Origin of the sequence: uncultured Treponema sp. (assembly GCF_945873775.1) — a bacterium.
GTDB lineage: Bacteria > Spirochaetota > Spirochaetia > Treponematales > Treponemataceae > Treponema_D.
On the sequence record NZ_CAMCEC010000002.1, the window covers coordinates 165,569 to 183,726 of the forward strand.

Here is an 18,158-nt window from a genome sequence, read left to right on the forward strand (position 1 = left end):
TTTCTCCTATTCCCCTTTTTCTAGCAAATCAATTATCTTGCAAGTTTCCACGACCATTGACTTTTTTTCATTTTTAACAAATAAAGCCTGATGAGTTTCCGCGGGCAAAAGCTTAGAATCAATTGAACCGCTTGCAAACCGAATATAATCTGTGCGCACAAAAAAACATGAAAGAGATTCAATTGCTTCGGACACTTTTTCTCCTGCAAGACCGTTCATTATATCAAATATTTTTGCGCCGACATTTTTTCCAGGCACAGAACAAAATGAAACTGCAAATCTAAATTCCAAATACTCTCGGATTGCAAGCTGCCATTTTTCGCAAAAATCCTTGTCGTCAATTTTCTTTTTTAAAAGCGCGGAAAGTTTTTTCTTTGTCCGTTTTGCATTTCTGTAAAGCTCAAACTGCTCTCTTAAGAATTTCAGTTTTTTCAAAATATGCGGAAGCCTTATTAGGACAATGCAAGACAATGAAAAAAATCCGGCGACTAAAAAGCCTGCAATCCACAAAAAATAATTTGTGTTAGGAAGCAAAAGAGGAGCTTGCGGAGATTTTAAATTATTTACTTCAAGTTTTTCTACAAGTGAAAGAATTGTAACCGGCGCAAGCTGAATTCTAAAATCAACATTTTCCTGCGCATTCTTTTTTTGTCCGCTGCAAAATTTTTCCAAGCTGAATTCTTTAAACTTTATTGTTCCAGTTTTCCATGGAATTATCGTTATGCAAAGATTGTAATTTACGCCGTTTCTAACAAGAACCGATTTTGTAACAAGACAATCGTCCGGGTTTTCTAAAAAATCATTTGAAGAAAGATTCAGCGAAAGCACTTCATCTTTTATCATTGATGGATCTGCAAAAGAAAAAAAATCCACAGGCGTTCTAAATGAATATTGAATCTGTCCGCTGTCTCCAATGAAGACATCGCGCGGAACCATAACTTGCGTTCCAAAAGACGATGCGTTTTCATTTGAATTCTGCGCAGCTAAAAACTGAATAAAAAAGCACAAGCCAAAAACAAAGCAAAGATTTTTTTTCATGCTATTTTCCTAAAACGAATGTCTGTGCCTGCTGCTGAAAAATTTTATAAGTTCTGCAGCAGGATCTTGAACAGTGCTTATAAACAAAGGGATTCCTCCGTGGCGAGCGCATTCCTTAAACCAGTTTTCATTGCGCTGTTCATTTTCTTCTCTCCACCCACGGATAAATTTCTGGCTTGAAGTCGGAAGAACTGCTTCGTATCCTGTTTCTGGATCTGCAAAAAGAACAGAGCCAACAGAAGGAATATTGTCATCAGAAGAATCAACAATCTTTATTGCAATAACATCATTTTTCTGGCAAAGACGCGCAAAAGAAGCCTGCCATTCCGCAGCTCTAAAATCAGAAATAACAAAAACAAGACTTCTTTTCTTTAAAAGTTTTTCAGCTCCTCTAAGCGCGCTGTCAAGAACAGAACCAGGCTTTTGTTTTTTCCTATCAAGTTCAAAGTGGGATAGAAGCATTAGCGAATGTTTTTTTCCAGATTCTGGGGAACAAAAAAATTCAAGCTCGCCGTCAAAAACAACCGCGCCAACAGGACTGGAATTATAAAACGAAGCAAGCGTCAAAAGAGAAGCGCACTCCATTGCTTTTTCAAGTTTTGTCTGCTGGCCTGTTCCCACGCACATGGAAAGAGAAGCATCGGCAACTATAAAGACATCAAGTTCACGCTCTTCTTCAAAAACTTTTACAAAGGGCTTTCCCATTCTTGCCGTAACATTCCAATCGATTGCGCGCACATCATCACCGCGAAGATATTCACGGACTCCGCTGAATTCAATTCCTCGTCCACGGTAAAGCGAACGAAATGAACCGCTTTTCATTTTTTCAGCAAGAGAAAGAGAAGACAAATGCAAAAGGGAAGCACGGCGGCTTATGTCGTTTTTCATGGAACTGGCATCAAGTCTATGATTTTTGAAATCAAGCTGTCCGCAGAAATATTATCCGCAGCAGCTTCATAATTCAAAACAAGCCTGTGCCTTAAAACCGGCTTTGCAACAGCCTGAACATCTTCCGCAAGAACAAAGCTTCTGTTTTCAAAAAGCGCATGAACTTTTGCGCATCTTAAAAGAGCAATTCCAGCACGAGGAGAAACTCCAAATGAAATGTAACGCTGAATGTCGTTGCGGCGGTTCATTTTTAATGCGACATCGGCTCTTGTAAAATTCACAATCGAAACTATGTAGGCAAGCATTTTGTCAGCAACAGTAACAGCGTCCACAGCGTCCCGGCATTTTTGAAGAGCTGCTGCAGAAAAAACTTTGTTCACAGGAATTTCATCTGCCCTGCCTTCCGACTTTATAATTGAAATTTCTTCTTCCGGCGTAGGATATGAAATAAGAAGCTTAAGCAAGAAACGGTCAAGCTCCGCTTCTGGAAGACTGTAAGTTCCTTCCTGCTCAATTGGATTTTGTGTGGCAAGAACAAAAAAAGGCTCGTTCAGCTTGTAAGTAGTTTCGCCGATTGTAACCTGATGTTCCGCCATAGCCTCAAGCAGCGCAGACTGAACTTTTGCCGGCGCACGGTTTATTTCGTCCGCAAGAACAAGATTTGAAAATACAGGCCCTTTCCTAACAGAAAATTTTCCAGTGCCCTGCTCATAAATCAGCGTTCCGCTAACATCAGCAGGAAGAAGATCCGGCGTAAACTGAATTCTTTTATATTCAAGTCCTGAAACATCAGCAAAAGTTTTTACCGCCAAAGTTTTTGCAAGCCCCGGAACGCCTTCAAGAAGAACATGGCCGCCTGCAATAAGAGCTGTGATGATTCCGTCCACAACATCTTTCTGGCCAACAACACGCTTTGCAACTTCCGCGCGGCATTTATTTATATAATCAAAACATTCATCAAGTTCAGCTTTTGTAACAACTTTCATTTGAACCCCAACTTTTCCTTTTTGCAACAATTATATCTATAAAACTATTCCATGTAAACTTCACCATAAGTGTGAAAACCGGAATCAATTATAACATCGTCTATATTGTTTTTTGTAACCAGCACAGGCTTTAAAAGAATCGCAGGAATTTCTGCAAAATTATTATCGATTGATTTTAAATTAGAAAGCGACTGGATTTTTTCTCCGCGTGCAACTCTCACTGAAATTTCAGCGGCAGTTCTGGCAAGATCCACAATCGGTTTGTAAACAGTAAAGTCCTGAAGCCCGCGCACAATATTTTGGCAAGCGGCAATGTCAGCATCTTGTCCGCAAATAGGAATGTGCTTATCCGGATAGTAAGTCTGCAAAACAGAAATCACGCTGTCCGCAACCGCATCGTTTCCGCAGATAATCGCGCCTGGAATTTTTCCGCTTGTAATAACGTCAAGCATTTTCTGACGGGACAAATCATAGTTCCAGTCCTGAGTGTAAAAAATTTCATTTATAATCGGCAAGGAAGTTTTTATAGTTCCGCTAAGTCCGCGCAAAAGCATTTCCATGTTGTAGTCTTCCTGCGGTCCCAAAATACAAAGCCAGTTACGCAAAGGCGCAATACGCTGAAGCTCTTTTCCCATAATCACGCCGACTTGCCCAGAATCAATCGTAATGTACAAATCAATTTTTGTGTTCAAAATCAGGCGGTCGTAGGCAATGACAGGAATATTTTTTGCACGGATTTTTTCAATTTCATCTTTAAGAGAATCTGCGACTTTTGCAAGAACAACAACCACATCCACATTTTTATCCAGAAGATACATGAGCTGTTTTTTCTGAACTTCAACATTGTTGCCCGCATTCTGAACAATAACATCCGCATCAAAATCTCTTGCGCGCGCCATAAAAACATCCAAGTCCCTTTGCCACCGTTCAATTGCAAGAGTGTCTATAGAAAATCCGATTGTAGTTTTCTTTTCATCCACAAAAGAATTTTGCTTCTGCACAGAAAAAGTTCTCTTGCTCTTTGCGCATCCGGCAAAAATAAATGCAAGAAAAACTGCCAAAACTAAAAAAGTTTTTTTCATAAGGACTCCGAATTTCTATTTGTGTTTCTAAAATCAGTTGGCGAAATTCCAAACTTGTTCTTAAAAATTCTGCTGAAATAATTCTGATCGTTGTAGCCAATTTCCGCAGAAATTTCCTTTATAGAAAGCTCGGTTTCACAAAGCATGAGCCGACCTTTTTCCAGCCGCCTGTCCGTCACATAGTTTATAAAAGTTTCGCCTGTTTCTTCTTTAAAAAGTTTGCTCAAATAAAAAGAACTTACACCTGCAAAAGAAGCCGCATCATCAAGCGAAAAATTTTCCGCGATGTGTTCCTGAATATATCCGAAGACTTTTTTTACAAGCGGATTTTCTTTTTCATCTTTTGAACTGCAAATAAAAGCCGCGCACTCGGAAAGCCTGTTCTTAAAAAAATTCAAAAGCTCCGTCTTGGAGTCAATCTTGCTCAAGTCAGAAAAAATATTTTCAAACGCAGCATTTTTCCATGAAGAACTTGCGGACTTTGCAGAATTTTTTGCTTCAATCAAAATTTCAAAAATGTTTCCTTTTATTTTATCCAGCGGAAAATTTTGCTCGTAAAGCTCCCCAATATAATGCTCTGCCAAAAACTGAACTCCGGCAGCATCACCAAGCTTTAAACGGTTCAAAATGCGCTCGCACAACTCCTGAATTTTTTCATCGCCGCTAGAAGAATTCAAAAGCTCATCAGAAAATAAAAGTCCTCCGTCTGGAGAAGTTCTGTTCAAAGCCTGAATCGCATCTTTGCAGCGGTCAGAAACTTCTTCAAGCTCGCCGCAAACGTTGCTTATTCCAACCCGAAGCTTCTGCCCGATTTCCAAAGTCAAAAGTGTAAATATTTCCTTGACCGCAGAATGAAAATCATCTTGCAAACTTTCCGCAGAATTTTCCATAGAAACAAAAACAGCGATTCGGTTTGTCATAAACAAGCCGGCCAAGCACTTGAACTTTTGCGAAACAATTTTTCTGACTTTAGAGCAAACCTCGTATATATTTTTTTCAGAATCTGGAACTTCTATGCAGGCAAAAAAGAAATCATCAACCTTCATGTTGAAATAGTCAAGATAACTTTGAAAATCCTCGTTCTTCGCCTTGCTGAAAATGCACGAGTAAATAAAATCGCTTTCAATCATCGGGTAGACAATATCCAGTTTTTTCTGAAGCTCCAAATTTCCAGAAGTTGTTCCGTTGCGCTCGTCAACAAGATTCATGGCATTGCGAACAGTTTGAATTACAATGTTGCGGTTTACGGGCTTTGTAATATATTTGTACGCTCCAATGTTCATGGCTTCCTGCGCATACTGAAATTTATCAAACGCGCTCAAGACAATAATCACTGCGGAAGGCTTAAGACTTTTTATGCAGCTGATTGCGTCAAGTCCGCTCATTCCCGGCATATTTATGTCCATAAAAATTATGTCGATTTTTTCCCGGCTCACAATAGAAACAGCATCGCTTCCAGACAATGCAGAAAATAAATTCACCTGCCCTTCAAAATTCTTTTTGATTATAAACTGAAGCGAGTCAATCACAATCTGCTCGTCATCACAAGTTAAAATGTTATACATTTGGAATCCTGATTAAAAATTTCATTTCTGAATCATCTTCAGAAAAAATATCAAAAACATCGTCACGGTGAAAATAAATTCTAAGCCGCGAAAAAACATTTATAAGCCCAATACCCGTATGATCTCCGCCTTTGCCTTCCAAAGAATTTTCCTTTGCAGAAAGAGATTTCATTCCGCCGCTTCTTGCAGCTTTTAAAATTTCTTCACGCACAGCCGAATCAAATTTGCTGCCGTTGTCGCCCACAAGAATTTCAACAAATCCGTCAGCTTCCTTTACAGAAAGAAAAACTTTACCCATGGAATTTTGCAAGCCATGCTGAATACAGTTTTCAACTAGCGGCTGCAAAGTCATTGCAGGAAGCCTCTGAGAAAATTTATGCTGCTCGGGAATATTTTTTACAAACTCAAGCCTTTTTCCAAAACGAACTTTCATAATGTAAACAAAACTGTCCACAAGTCCAAGCTCATCATCAATACTAGCATCTTCTTTTTGCGCAATGTTGTATCTAAAAAAATCCGAAGTCTGCTCAATAAAAAAACAAGTTTTGTCAGCGCCTTCCATCATGGCAAGCTGCGCCCCGGTGTTCAATGTGTTAAACAAAAAATGCGGATTTATCTGGCTCTGAAACGCCTTGAGCTGGGCATCCGCATAAAGAGCCTGCATTTCCATCTGGCGTTCCCTAAGCTCGTTTTCAGTTCTAGCCTTTTCCCAAATTTTGTCTATGTATTCTCTTATGCTGATTATCATTCTGTCAAAAGCGCGGCAGATGTTTCCAATTTCATCATGCGACTTTTTGTTAAAAAGCGGAACATCAAAATCTTGCTGAGCCACACGAAGCGCAACCGAAGAAATTTCCGCAAGAGGCCGAGTGATTTTTCCTATGAGAAGATTCAGCAAGGCAAGAATAAAAACAAAGAAAAGCGCAAAGAAAACTGCATAAACTTTAAAAAGCAAATTTATATTGTTTCTGTCCGTAGCGTAAAATTCGGCGTTATTCTGCATATAGAGAATGTTCAGCTTTTGAATTTCCTCCAAAAGAAATCTGTAGCATTCAAGGCTCTGCAAATAAAAATTTCCGCTTGTGCTGTTTGCCCTTCGTTCCGCAACTGCTTTAGAACTATAATATAGAAAAGACTGCGCAAGCTGATTCACAACATATTCTTTTTGGCGCACTTCATTTGTAGACGGAGAATCCTGCATCGCATCGCAAAGATCTTCAACTCTGGCTAAACTTGCATAATAAGCGTCAATGCTTTCAAATGTTCTATATTCAATGTAAAGTTCAAGTGAATTTTCAAGACGAGCCAAATCATTTGCAAACACATTCAGCTCGGAATTTGACTTGTAGGATTCGCCCACGGATTTTAAAACGTAATGTTCCATAAGCATTGTAAGCGCAAGGCTCGCACTCATTATAAGAAAGGCGGCAACTATGCTTGCCATGATTTTCCATCGAAGGCTTTTGTTTTCTGCAAGCTTCATTTTTTTTCTGCCCTCCTTACTTGAAGGTCAGCTGTAATGTAGCTGTTCGCATAGCCTTTGTTTCTGTATTCAAAAAGTTCCGCCATTGCCGTTCTTCCGATTTTGTTAAGATTGAACGAAACAAGCTTAGAAAGAATTCCTTTTTCAAGATACATTGTTACAGTTTCATTTTCACCATAGCCTAAAATTTTTATGCGTCCAGAAGCAGGAGAGGCTGCAACAAGCTGAAGAGCCATAATCGTGTCTTCTTCTGTAAGACAGACAACGGCGCAGCAGTCAGTTTTTCCATGCAGAAGAACTTCTTCCACACTTTTTTTGTTTTCCTTGAGCGACTTGTCAAACACTTCAAAATTTGAAATTCCCCTAGCTTTGTAATAATCCATTAGGCTGTTTAAAAGATTGCTGTGGTTCGGGCTGCCTGAAATTCCGCTTATAACGATATATGCTTTTCCACTTGGCTCAAAAAGCTCTTCGGATTCAATGCCGATTCTGCGCCCAAGATTTGAATAGTTGCTTCCGATAAAAGAAATCTGCGGATTTTCTGCAAGATAATGTCCGATTGTTATAACAGGAATTTCTGTGCCGTCAATGCGGCTTACTGATTCAAACGGAAGCGATGAAGGGCTTACATAGGCAATGATTCCATCCGCATTTACAAACGAACCGTAGTCAATTAAAGACTGAAGCGAAATATTTTCCGCAAGGGAATCCGGGGACTTTAGTTCCACCAGCGCGCTATAGTCATGGCTCATGCTTTTTGCGCCTTCAAAAATCTGGTTAAGGAAAACGGAACTGTCAGCCTGCCCCACAACAAGAATATGGTAGTTTCTGTCTTCGCCTTCAAATTCCGCGCCATGAGTAGAAATTCCAGAGACAATGCGCATAAGAAAAAAAATTCCCGCCGCAAAAAGAACAGCAAGCGGAACCGCCGCCTTTAGCACAAAACCATTTTTATCTTTCACTGGATTTTTCCCCATAAACGCAATAAAATAATAACAGTTTTATATCTGAATGTCATTATCCGCTTTTCTTTGCCAGAAATCTTCCCGAACGGTAACAAAAGATTTAAATTACCTTTAAAATACATAGATTTTACCGTTCGGGAATGCTATAATTGCCGTTATGATAATAAACTCTATCAGCGATATTTCAGAAGCTGTAAAAAAACGCAGAAAATCCCTAGGAATTACCCAGTCTGAATGCGCCGTAATGTGCAATGTTGGAAACCGTTTTTTTTCCGAGCTTGAAAACGGCAAAGAAACTCTTCACATCGGAAAAGTAATAAATTGCCTTCAAATTCTTGGAATAAACATTTCTTTGACAAACCGCGAGGATAACGAATGAAGCTGAATGTTTATTTTGGAGAAAAAAAATGCGGTGAATTGTTCACTACGGAAAACAGAGGAATTGCATTCTGTTATATAGAAGAATATCTTTCATCTCCAGATTCAAAGGCTATTTCACTTTCCCTTCCGCTTAAAAAAGGAGAATTTTCGCAGAAAGAATGCCTTCCTTTTTTTTCAGGACTGCTTCCAGAAGAATTTACAAGGAAAAGAGTTGCCGATTATCTCCATATTTCAGAACTCAGCGACATGAAACTTCTTGCGGCTTTAGGTCAGGAATGCGCGGGATTTATAACAATTGCAGATGATGATTTTAATCCAAAGAATCTTAAAACAGAATATGAATTAAACAGTTCAAATTACGAAAAGATTTCAGATAAACAATTGGAAGATTTTGTTTTAAACATTCCTCAAAGACCATTTCTAAAAGCTGATGACAAGCTTAGACTTTCTCTTGCTGGCGCACAGGAAAAACTTTCGTTGGCATTTTTTGAAAACCAGTGGTATTTGCCTTTAAACGGCGCGCCTTCAACCCATATTTTAAAGCCAACACGAGAAGGAAGCCTTTCCACGCTAGCGCAAAATGAATATGACTGTATGCAGCTTGCAAAAAAATGCGGCTTAAATGCGCCGGAATCAAGACTCGAAAAAATCGCAGAAAAAGATGTTTTTATAATTCAGCGATATGACCGCATTATAAAAAACGGAAAAATTACAAGGCTTCATCAGGAAGATATGTGCCAAGCTCTTGGAATTATGCCGGAAAACAAATATCAGTCTGACGGCGGACCTGGAATCAAAGAGATTTATGAATTGCTGAAAGTCTATTCCGTTGTGCCGATTATTGATTTGCGTTTTTTTATAACTGAAATTCTTTTTAACTACCTTATTGGAAACTGCGATGCCCATGCAAAAAACTATTCAATTCTTTATGACCAAAAAGGAAATGCAAGGCTCTCTCCAATTTACGATATTGTTTCTACAAAAGCCTTTCCGTCTTTAACAAAAAAAATGTCAATGAAAATCGGCACGCATTATGACTTGGACAAAATCAACAAAGACGATTTTATTTTACTAGCACAGCAACTAAATATAAATAAGAAAATTATTTTTGAAACTCTTGAATCCTTGAATGAAAAAATGCATTCATAGACATCTTATCTTTCACTTGATTTTTCCCCATAAACGCAATAAAATAATAACATAGATTGAACAAATATTCGATACAGAAAAAACAAGACATATTTAACAAAAAAATAAATATGCGGTAAGAAAAAGAAAGCGGCATTTGTCATTATCCTGCCTGACAGGATAATCTGTTGAAATTTTATAATAGATTCCCATGTCATAGCATGGGAATGACAGTAAAATGACTTCTTTTATCAAAACTTGATATTTGACCTAATAAAGAATTTACCACTAACTGGAGGATTTTTATGAATACAAAGAAAATTGCTCTTGCATTATTTCCGCTGCTTCTTGCATTTGCTTCATGCATGAATATTGACGGCTCTAACGGCAAAGAAGGAGCAATCCGTGTTACCTTGCCAGAAAGCGGTTCGCGCGGAACTTATACACTTTCAAAAGATAATCCTTTATATGAAGTAAGCCTTATGCAGGGCGACAAAACACTTAAAACCCTGTCATCGGAATCCACCGGGGGGGGGCGATTTTGTATTTGACGAGCTAGAACCTGGAACATACAAAATAGTTGTTACGGCAAGACAGCAGGACGGAACATTCCTTGCCCGCAACAGCGCAGAAGTAGAAGTTACAGCCGGCGAAACCCAAAACTGCCCGATTACACTTATTCTAGCAGGCAATAAAGGAAAAGTATTCAACTCGGATTATTATGTGCTTACAGACTCCAGCGGATACACAGATTTTGTAAATTCCGTAGATTCAACAACATCTATATCATCAACACAAGCTAGGCTTGGGGCAGAAGATATAAACAGAACGCAGTTCACTGTAGATAAAAGCTATGGATCCTCAAATTGTACTTTTAATATATTTACACAAGAACAAGCAGCTGCAAAAGCCGGAATCGAAATAAATGGCGATAATGTTAAGCCTATAACTGACTACATTTACTATGATGCTATAAATGATTCCCTTTGGCTCGGAGCATATTCTTCAAGCGGATTTTATTTTATAAACAAAGCAAACAAAATAACCACAGCAAATTATTCAAATCCCTGTACACTTTCAGGACTTTCAATTTATCCGAATGCACAATACACGGCTTTTGCTGCAAGTGGAACAGAGCTTTACATTGCATATACAAATAACGGAACTTCATATCTTCAGCGCGCCAAAATTGAAGGAGAAAACGATTCCTTTACAATAACAGCAATAGGAAATCCGCAGTCCACACAAGACATGGGCGTAGACGGCACAATAACAGACATTGTTATCCATTACGATGACTACGTTTATGCGCTGGTTTCAGACAGGGAAAAACTCAACGGCTCTGCAATAAATGATGGCGACACCGTAAAAAGCCGCGGAGCAATTTTAAAGATTTCAGGCACAGATTCAGGATTTGAAGTAGAAGACATTTTGGGCTGGACAAATTCCGCAAGAGCAATCAAGTCAAAAAAACTGAATGACGAAAACAATCCATACAACGGAGTAAGCGAGCAGATAGATTCAATAAACGCATATATTCCTGCACTTTCAGAAAGCTCAAAGAAATTTTATGGCGCAGAACGTTTTGTTGCAATAAAACCAAAAGAACTTGCAATTGCGGACTGCGGCGCAAACATAATACTTCCAGACTACAAAAACAAAAAGAACGGAAATATGTTCCAGCACGACAGAGTTGTTACAGTAAATCTTTATGACTTTGCAATAAGCAATGTTACAGAACTAAACAACCTAGACTTCAAAAGCCTTTCTATAAGCGGAGTCATTTCATATATAACTGACTTTACTCCATCTTCTTCTTCAGATGAGGAATAAATAAAAGACATTTCATTATGATGATTACAAGCACACGGCAGCCCTACTGTCGTATGCTTGCAACATCCCCTGCCGTGTATATGTCAGTGCCCCTTGCAAAATGCAATTCCGCAAAAATCCTGCTCGATAAGCCAGTTTACAATATCAAGTTTCTATTTCCCAAAATCAATATTTTTTCAATTTTGGAAAGTGAAACGCTATTTCTATTTCCCATTTTTAACATTTTTTCATTTTTGGGAAATGGAAAAGCAAAACAAATAAAAAGTTTTTATTACATTTCAGCAAAAACTTTATAAATTTACATAGTTTTTATTTAAACTCAGTAAAAACTATGGAAAAATTTTACATTCCGTGATATTCTTTTTTTATGAAAATGCCTGAAAATCAATTGTTTTTAAGAAAAGAATATTTGGAAGAACTTAAAAAATACAAAGACATTCCGCTTGTAAAAATTCTTTCTGGAATCCGCAGATGTGGAAAATCATCTATATTGTCCTTGTACAAAAATCTTTTGCAAAAAAGCGGAATAGAAGAAAACCAGATTATTTCTATTTCATATTCAGACATGGATTTTTCCGCTGTTGAAACGGCAAATGAAATGTATCAGGATATTCTGCAAAAAATACCAAAAGATAAAAAATGTTACCTTCTTCTTGATGAAGTTCAAATTATTGATGGCTGGGAAAAAGTTATAAACTCGCTTTTAGAAAACAAGAATGTGGATATTTATGTAACCGGCTCAAATTCAAAGCTTCTTTCCTCTGAAATTTCAACTTATCTTTCCGGGCGATATGTTCTTATCCATGTGCTGCCGCTTTCTTTTTCTGAATTTCTTGAATTCAAAAATATTACTAGTAAAGATAAAATCGATGATGCTTTTGATAACTTCCTGCGATTCGGTGGATTTCCGCTTATTGCAAAAAATAATTTTGATGAAAAAACTTGCTATCAGATTGTAGAAGGAATTTATCTTTCCGTTGTAGACCACGACATTGCCATTCGCCATACAATTTCCAACAAAGAACTTTTCGACAGAATTGTAAAATTTGTTTTTGAAAATCTAGGAAAGAATTTTTCAGCAAACTCAATTGTGAAATTTCTAAAAAGCCAGAACAGAAGCGCAAATGTTGAATCAGTTTACAATTACCTTGAATATCTGCAAAAAGCTTTCATAATTTACAAGTGCAGCCGCTATGACATTCAAGGAAAAAGCATATTAAAAACGCAAGAAAAATACTATCTTGCTGATTCTTCTCTAAAATATTGTATCTTAGGATACAACCCAAAATCTGTTGCTTCTATGCTTGAAAACATTGTTTATCTTGAACTTCTTCGCCGCAAATACAATGTTTATATTGGAAAGGACGGAAACAAGGAAATTGATTTTGTCGCAATCAAGAATAATGAAAAAATTTATATACAAGTTTGCAGAAGTTTGCCTGATAATGATGAGCGGGAAATTGGAAATTTAAGAGAAATAAAAGACAACTTTCCAAAGTATGTTCTTACATCAAATAAAATGGACGTTGGAACTATTGACGGAATAAAAATTATGCTTTTATCAGACTGGCTTTTACAGTATTAACAGGTCTGTCATTCCTTTGCTACGACACAGGAATCTTTCCACACAAACATAAATCAATAAAAATTTAAAGAATTTTCTGCCAAAAGTGGAAATCAGCTGGAGTTTGATATAGAATAGTAATAGCCCAAACTTCGAGTTTTGATAAGAACAGTAATTTAAGTGTCATTCCCGTGCTACGACACGGGAATCTGTTCGTGTACAAACACAAAGATTATCGGATCAAGTCCGATAATGACAAATAGTCAAACTAGATAATGACATTAAATTATAAAACTCGAAATTAAGGTTAATAGGTTATCTTAACAATTTTTTTACAGGGGGAATTATGAAAAAATTTGCGTTTTCAATTTTACCAGCGTTATTGCTCGCGTTTGTTTCCTGCATGAATATGTCATCTGGAAGCGAAGGCGGTTCTGTCCGGGTTGTTCTGCCCAGCTCTTCACGCGCGCTTTATTCATCAGGACATGGCGATGTGGATTCATTCACGGTAAGACTTTTGCTAGATGAAAAAATCATAAAGGAAGAAACCATAAGCAAAGAGACCGCGGACACGGGGGGGCAATTGTATTTGACGAACTTGAGCCTGCCACATACACAGTAGAAGCAGAAGGTTGGATGTCTAGCAAAGATGTTCTTTTATATTTTGGATCAGAAGAAGCAAAAGTAACAGCAGGACAAGATTCTGATTGCCAAGTAAATTTAAAGAAAAAAGACTGCCAAATTTACAATATTTCAGCTGATGCAGAAGAACTAAAAAAAGCTTGCGAATCAGACGGAAACGCATATATTTTTATGGGCGAAAATTCTTCTGTAAGCACGAATCAAGCTACACAAGCAAATAACTATCAATTTGCAAACATAACTTCCGGCACAAAAATTATAAGAGGCAACGGTGGAAAAGTTCAAGAAAGCACAGATGACAACAAAACTCTTGCAACAGAAGGCGGCCAGATAAAACTTTTCAATGTAACCGGAAGCTCCACAATCCTTGAAATAAACAATCTTACATTTACAGCAGTTTCAGGCAAAACAGTCGGAACTACTTCTACGCTTGACGGAGCTCTAATCTGTGTAGATGACAGAGCAACTGTAATTTTAAAGCAATGCTATATAAATGGAATGTCCATGTCAAACCAAGGAATAAGCCTTATATATGTAAAAAGCGGCGGGACACTTCTTCTCGAAAATTGCACTTTTTATAATAACACAAGTACAAACAAAGGTGATGTATCTTTTTCCGAATGTATACGCATAGAAAATGGAGCGCAAGTGGAAGTTGTTTCATGCAATTTTGAAAGCAACGGTGATGGAAATTTAATGTCAAACGCCGCAGCAATAGAAAATTCTGGTTCATGCCACATAACCAATACAACATTTAAAGGCAACACAGCAAATAGAGGCAGCGCAATAATGAACAATGACAATGGAATTCTTGAAATTGAGGATTCAACGTTCGACAGCAATACGTGCACTTCTAACGGCGGATATTATGCAAGAAGAGGCGGCGCAATATTTATTCAAGGCGGAAGTGTAAAAATCACAGACAGCACATTCACAGGCAATAAGGCTGGTGGTTATAATCCAGGAAGTGAAGTCACAGAAAATGGAAAATTCCAAAAACTTGGCGGAGGTGCAATCAGTATAAAGAAAGGCTCGCTTACTTTGCAAAGCACAAGATTTGAAAACAACAGCGTAACTTCAACAGATAGCGATGACGCTTACGGTTATGGCGGAGCTGTTTTAATAGAACAGTCAGATGCAAATCTGTTCCTAAAAGATGCAAGCGGCGCAACTATGGAAATAGACAGTTACATAAGTAATTACATGAACGGCAATACTACAGCAAAAAATAACGCAGGCGCAAACATCTACTGCAACGGCGGCACAATAAACGGCACTGTTTATACAAAAGCATGGGAATAGCTTTTGTCATGGATATATCCAAGTTCTAAATGTCGTGCCAATCTTAGGTGCAAAACAATGGGTTCTTAGGGCGACAGCCCTAAGCGATGCTGGGAAAGAAGGGAGGTTTGGAGGGAAAGAAACCGGCGATTGAATCGCTTCGCTTTCGAAGTAGAGGGTTAGCCTCCCTCCAAAAGGAAACCGGTCATCCGCTGCGGGGTTACAAATACAGCAGACAACCGGCATATAACCTGCGGATTGCTCCGCGGATTTTCGCTTTAAACTACAGACAGGCCTGGAGCTTTTTCTTTCTCCAAGCCTGCTTTTTTTGCTAAACGTTACTCTTCATCCTGAAGTGCATCGTATCCAGATTCACCAGTGCGAACCTTGATTACATTTTCAACAGGGTAAACGAATATCTTTCCGTCTCCGATGTGTCCTGTATACAAGGCTTTCTTTGCGCTTTCCACAACAGTTGCTACAGGTACCTTTGAAACTACAATCTCTACCTTGATTTTTGGCAGCAGGTTAATTTCAACTGGAACACCGCGGTAGTATTCGCTTGCGCCTTTCTGCATTCCGCAGCCCATAACATTTATAACTGTCATTCCAGTTACGCCAATGGAGTTCATGGCAGCTTTAAGAGCATTGAACTTGTTCTGGCGTGTTATAATTACAACCTTGTGAACTGCAGCATCCTTAGAAGAAGGAGTTGTGGCAGGAGCAACAACAGGAACAGCTTCATGCATTGGAATTGCAACGCCAGCTTCAGCAGCTTCGGCAATTTCTTCTGTGCTGTAAGGTGTCATAAATCCTGCATAACCTGAATCAAGACCATGCTCAAGCTTATCAAGACCGATGATTTCCTCTTCCGCAGATACACGCAATCCAAAAATCTTCTTGATTAAGAAGAACAAAATAGTAATTGTTACAACAGTCCAGGCGATTGTGCAGACCATTCCAAGAAGCTGAAGTCCAAGACATTCAAGTCCGCCGCCGTAGAAAAGTCCTGAAATCTGCTCGCCAGCTTTGTTTGCAAGTGAATATCCAGGAACTGAAGGGCTTGCAAAAAGTCCAACCGCAATTGTTCCCCAGATACCGTTAAAGCAGTGAACGGCAACAGCACCAACAGGATCATCTACATGGAGCTTGTTGTCCAAGAACCAAACTCCAAATACAACCAAAAGACCTGCAACAATACCAATGATTGAAGCACCCAAAGCATCCGCAACATCACAAGGAGCAGTGATTGCAACAAGACCTGCCAAAGAAGCGTTCAAGCACATTGAAACATCAGGCTTGCCGAATTTTATCCAAGTAAAAATCATACAAGTAACAGTTGCAAGAGCCGGAGCAATTGTTGTAGCAACAAAGATGCTTCCAAGCTGCGGAACAGAAGTTGCAGCCGCACCGTTGAATCCGTACCAACCCAACCACAAGATGAACACACCAAGCGCGCCAATAGGAATGTTATGTCCAGGGAAAGCGTTTACCTTTATAGAACCATCAGCGTTCTTTGTAAACTTTCCGATACGAGGACCAACCATTGCAGCACCAATCAAAGCGCAGATACCACCAACCATGTGGATACAGTTTGAACCTGCAAAGTCATGGAATCCAAGCTGAGCAAGCCAGCCGCCGCCCCAAGTCCAGTGAGCTTCAATCGGATAAATTACTGCTGAAATTACAGCTGAATAAACACAGTATGAAAGAAACTTTGTGCGTTCTGCCATCGCGCCAGAAACAATTGTCGCTGTTGTAGCGCAGAATACAAGGTTGAATACAAATCCAGACCAGTCAAAGTTTGCATAGTCTGTAAATATCTGCCAGTTCGGTTTTCCCAGAAAACCAAAAAGCATATTTTCACCAAGGAAAAGACCAAAACCAATAAGGATGAAAACAACTGTACCAATACAGAAGTCCATCAGGTTTTTCATAATAATGTTGCCGGTATTTTTTGCGCGTGTAAAACCGGTTTCAACCATTGCGAATCCTGCCTGCATCCAGAATACGAGGGCAGCGCCAAGCAAGAACCATACGCCCCATAAATCCTTGGAGACGCTTTGAACAGCTTGCATTACATCTTCCATAAAAACCCCTTGTCTAAAAAGACGGTAATAAAAATAAAAAAAGCGACAGTGATACCGACAAGAGAATTCCACTGCGGAATCTCTTAACCGACACCATTGTCGCTTTTCACAAGTTATAGTTCAGTTTAAAACAAAAAAAGCCACAAACTGCCCAAGGCAATCTGTGACTCCGTTGTCAACTGATGTTTTAGTTTTATCATTCTGAAAAAAAAATGTCAATATATTTATAAAATTTATTTTTGCATTTCTAGCGCACGCTCAATTGTTTTTACGTAGTCTTCGCCCCAGTATTCGCAAAGAAGATTGTGTGCCTGCTCTTTAAGTTCCGGAGCAACACGCTGTTCAAGCTGCTTTAAATTGTTCGCCACAAAATTATTGCAAGCCGCCTTCATGCTTTCCACCAAGGAACTGCTAAGACAAGCTCCTTCTGGAGACTGTATAAACTGCACGACTGGAACAAACGCCGATGCCGCGGAACACACACGCCGCCACCGCCCAATGTCCGTAATCGACTGCGCGCTTGAAATTCCTGAATCCACGGAATATCTGTAAAAGCGTTCCTGCACTCCAAAATATTTTTTTGCAAAAACCGAAAGAAAAAAGTAAAGGCAAAGATCTTCCGCCATGGTGCATTCTGTAAACGGAATAAAAGAAAACGCTTTTTCCATCAAAGATCTTTTTATAAGCTTGCCCCACAAAAAACCGCAGTGCTTGCAGTTTACAAAGCAGTCTTCTGAAATCTGACTTCCAGAAAGCTCGCCCAAAGTTATCTTGCCTATTTTTTTCTGAAGATGCTCTTGCTGCGCTGAATTTTTTTCAGGATTTTCTGTAACTGCAATAGCTGTGGAATTTACTATGTCGGCATTTGTGCGTTGCGCTTCATTATATAAAAATGAAATTGCGTTGCTTCCTTCCAAATAGTCATCGCTGTCAATATAAAAAATAAAATCGCCGCTGGAAAACGAAAGCAAGTCGCGCCTAGTTTCAAGAATTCCAAGGTTGTTCAAATGCTCTTTGAACACAACCGGAACTTTTGTTTCCTTGGCAAACTTCTTTACGATTTTTTTTGCATCCTCGCCTTTTTCATTGACTCCACATGAAGCATCGCTTACAACAACAATTTCCTTTTCAGCAAAATCCTGCATCGCCACAGAGTCAAGACATTTTCTTAGAACTTTTTCCGTTCCATAAACCGGAATGCAAACAGAAACCTTAGGCTTTTTCATAAAGCT

At 38.8% G+C, this 18,158-nt stretch carries 16 protein-coding genes; 7 read left to right on the plus strand and 9 right to left on the minus strand.

Features of this window, described 5'->3' with window-relative positions; genetic code table 11:
* Positions 1-6: 6 nt before the first annotated feature.
* From Q0N70_RS02235 to Q0N70_RS02265, 7 genes are read right to left on the minus strand one after another with little or no spacing between them, the layout of a single operon-like run.
* Positions 7-1,038, minus strand: coding sequence for a hypothetical protein (locus Q0N70_RS02235; RefSeq protein WP_294013216.1), 1,032 nt, complete (start codon positions 1,036-1,038; stop codon positions 7-9).
* A 9-nt stretch (positions 1,039-1,047) separates the two neighbouring features.
* The gene (locus Q0N70_RS02240; protein WP_294013221.1) at positions 1,048-1,926 is read right to left on the minus strand and encodes a DUF58 domain-containing protein; all 879 of its coding nucleotides are present in this window, start codon (positions 1,924-1,926) and stop codon (positions 1,048-1,050) included.
* Positions 1,923-2,912 (minus strand): MoxR family ATPase, encoded by a 990-nt coding sequence (locus tag Q0N70_RS02245; RefSeq protein ID WP_013700498.1) that lies wholly within the window; start codon positions 2,910-2,912, stop codon positions 1,923-1,925. Before Q0N70_RS02245 ends, Q0N70_RS02240 begins: the two co-directional genes overlap by 4 nt.
* 44 nt (positions 2,913-2,956) lie before the next feature.
* On the minus strand, positions 2,957-3,994 hold the full coding sequence (locus Q0N70_RS02250) for a substrate-binding domain-containing protein (RefSeq protein WP_013700497.1): 1,038 nt from the start codon (positions 3,992-3,994) through the stop codon (positions 2,957-2,959).
* Positions 3,991-5,559 carry a response regulator gene (locus Q0N70_RS02255; protein WP_294013230.1) on the minus strand — a complete coding sequence of 523 codons (1,569 nt, stop codon included), beginning with the start codon at positions 5,557-5,559 and terminating at the stop codon, positions 3,991-3,993. The genes Q0N70_RS02250 and Q0N70_RS02255 overlap by 4 nt, the downstream gene beginning before the upstream one ends.
* Positions 5,552-7,042 carry a histidine kinase gene (locus Q0N70_RS02260; protein ID WP_294013233.1) on the minus strand — a complete coding sequence of 497 codons (1,491 nt, stop codon included), beginning with the start codon at positions 7,040-7,042 and terminating at the stop codon, positions 5,552-5,554. Before Q0N70_RS02260 ends, Q0N70_RS02255 begins: the two co-directional genes overlap by 8 nt.
* A complete protein-coding gene (locus Q0N70_RS02265; RefSeq protein WP_294013236.1) occupies positions 7,039-8,019 on the minus strand; it encodes a substrate-binding domain-containing protein in 981 nt (326 codons plus the stop codon). Before Q0N70_RS02265 ends, Q0N70_RS02260 begins: the two co-directional genes overlap by 4 nt.
* A 145-nt stretch (positions 8,020-8,164) precedes the next feature.
* Between Q0N70_RS02265 and Q0N70_RS02270 the strand changes: the two genes are divergently transcribed.
* From Q0N70_RS02270 to Q0N70_RS02300, 7 genes are all read left to right on the plus strand, one after another.
* Positions 8,165-8,386, plus strand: a complete 222-nt coding sequence (locus Q0N70_RS02270; RefSeq protein ID WP_013700493.1) for a helix-turn-helix domain-containing protein — start codon at positions 8,165-8,167, stop codon at positions 8,384-8,386.
* Positions 8,383-9,537, plus strand: coding sequence for a type II toxin-antitoxin system HipA family toxin (locus Q0N70_RS02275; RefSeq protein ID WP_294013242.1), 1,155 nt, complete (start codon positions 8,383-8,385; stop codon positions 9,535-9,537). Before Q0N70_RS02270 ends, Q0N70_RS02275 begins: the two co-directional genes overlap by 4 nt.
* 284 nt (positions 9,538-9,821) lie before the next feature.
* On the plus strand, positions 9,822-10,067 hold the full coding sequence (locus Q0N70_RS02280; RefSeq protein ID WP_294013244.1) for a hypothetical protein: 246 nt from the start codon (positions 9,822-9,824) through the stop codon (positions 10,065-10,067).
* 172 nt (positions 10,068-10,239) lie between these two features.
* The gene (locus tag Q0N70_RS02285; RefSeq protein ID WP_294013247.1) at positions 10,240-11,349 is read left to right on the plus strand and encodes a hypothetical protein; all 1,110 of its coding nucleotides are present in this window, start codon (positions 10,240-10,242) and stop codon (positions 11,347-11,349) included.
* Between the two features lie 367 nt (positions 11,350-11,716).
* Entirely contained in the window at positions 11,717-12,934 is a 1,218-nt protein-coding gene (locus Q0N70_RS02290) for an ATP-binding protein (RefSeq protein WP_013700490.1), read from the plus strand.
* 325 nt (positions 12,935-13,259) lie between these two features.
* On the plus strand, positions 13,260-13,535 hold the full coding sequence (locus Q0N70_RS02295; RefSeq protein WP_294013252.1) for a hypothetical protein: 276 nt from the start codon (positions 13,260-13,262) through the stop codon (positions 13,533-13,535).
* A 14-nt stretch (positions 13,536-13,549) separates the two neighbouring features.
* The gene (locus Q0N70_RS02300) at positions 13,550-14,857 is read left to right on the plus strand and encodes a right-handed parallel beta-helix repeat-containing protein (RefSeq protein WP_294013255.1); all 1,308 of its coding nucleotides are present in this window, start codon (positions 13,550-13,552) and stop codon (positions 14,855-14,857) included.
* Positions 14,858-15,174: 317 nt separating this feature from the next.
* Here the strand turns inward: Q0N70_RS02300 and Q0N70_RS02305 are convergent, their stop codons facing one another.
* Positions 15,175-16,926: an ammonium transporter gene (locus Q0N70_RS02305; RefSeq protein WP_013700487.1), complete on the minus strand. Its 1,752-nt coding sequence runs from the start codon at positions 16,924-16,926 to the stop codon at positions 15,175-15,177.
* A 233-nt stretch (positions 16,927-17,159) separates the two neighbouring features.
* On the minus strand, positions 17,160-18,152 hold the full coding sequence (locus Q0N70_RS02310) for a glycosyltransferase (protein WP_294013262.1): 993 nt from the start codon (positions 18,150-18,152) through the stop codon (positions 17,160-17,162).
* Positions 18,153-18,158 lie beyond the last annotated feature (6 nt).

Coding starts and splice junctions, on each gene's coding strand:
- Q0N70_RS02235 (WP_294013216.1), bottom strand. CDS start 1,038: ATGAAAAAAAATCTTTGCTTTGTTTTTGGCTTGTGCTTTTTTATTCAG.
- Q0N70_RS02240 (WP_294013221.1), bottom strand. CDS start 1,926: ATGAAAAACGACATAAGCCGCCGTGCTTCCCTTTTGCATTTGTCTTCT.
- Q0N70_RS02245 (WP_013700498.1), bottom strand. CDS start 2,912: ATGAAAGTTGTTACAAAAGCTGAACTTGATGAATGTTTTGATTATATA.
- Q0N70_RS02250 (WP_013700497.1), bottom strand. CDS start 3,994: ATGAAAAAAACTTTTTTAGTTTTGGCAGTTTTTCTTGCATTTATTTTT.
- Q0N70_RS02255 (WP_294013230.1), bottom strand. CDS start 5,559: ATGTATAACATTTTAACTTGTGATGACGAGCAGATTGTGATTGACTCG.
- Q0N70_RS02260 (WP_294013233.1), bottom strand. CDS start 7,042: ATGAAGCTTGCAGAAAACAAAAGCCTTCGATGGAAAATCATGGCAAGC.
- Q0N70_RS02265 (WP_294013236.1), bottom strand. CDS start 8,019: ATGGGGAAAAATCCAGTGAAAGATAAAAATGGTTTTGTGCTAAAGGCG.
- Q0N70_RS02270 (WP_013700493.1), top strand. CDS start 8,165: ATGATAATAAACTCTATCAGCGATATTTCAGAAGCTGTAAAAAAACGC.
- Q0N70_RS02275 (WP_294013242.1), top strand. CDS start 8,383: ATGAAGCTGAATGTTTATTTTGGAGAAAAAAAATGCGGTGAATTGTTC.
- Q0N70_RS02280 (WP_294013244.1), top strand. CDS start 9,822: ATGAATACAAAGAAAATTGCTCTTGCATTATTTCCGCTGCTTCTTGCA.
- Q0N70_RS02290 (WP_013700490.1), top strand. CDS start 11,717: ATGAAAATGCCTGAAAATCAATTGTTTTTAAGAAAAGAATATTTGGAA.
- Q0N70_RS02295 (WP_294013252.1), top strand. CDS start 13,260: ATGAAAAAATTTGCGTTTTCAATTTTACCAGCGTTATTGCTCGCGTTT.
- Q0N70_RS02300 (WP_294013255.1), top strand. CDS start 13,550: ATGTCTAGCAAAGATGTTCTTTTATATTTTGGATCAGAAGAAGCAAAA.
- Q0N70_RS02305 (WP_013700487.1), bottom strand. CDS start 16,926: ATGGAAGATGTAATGCAAGCTGTTCAAAGCGTCTCCAAGGATTTATGG.
- Q0N70_RS02310 (WP_294013262.1), bottom strand. CDS start 18,152: ATGAAAAAGCCTAAGGTTTCTGTTTGCATTCCGGTTTATGGAACGGAA.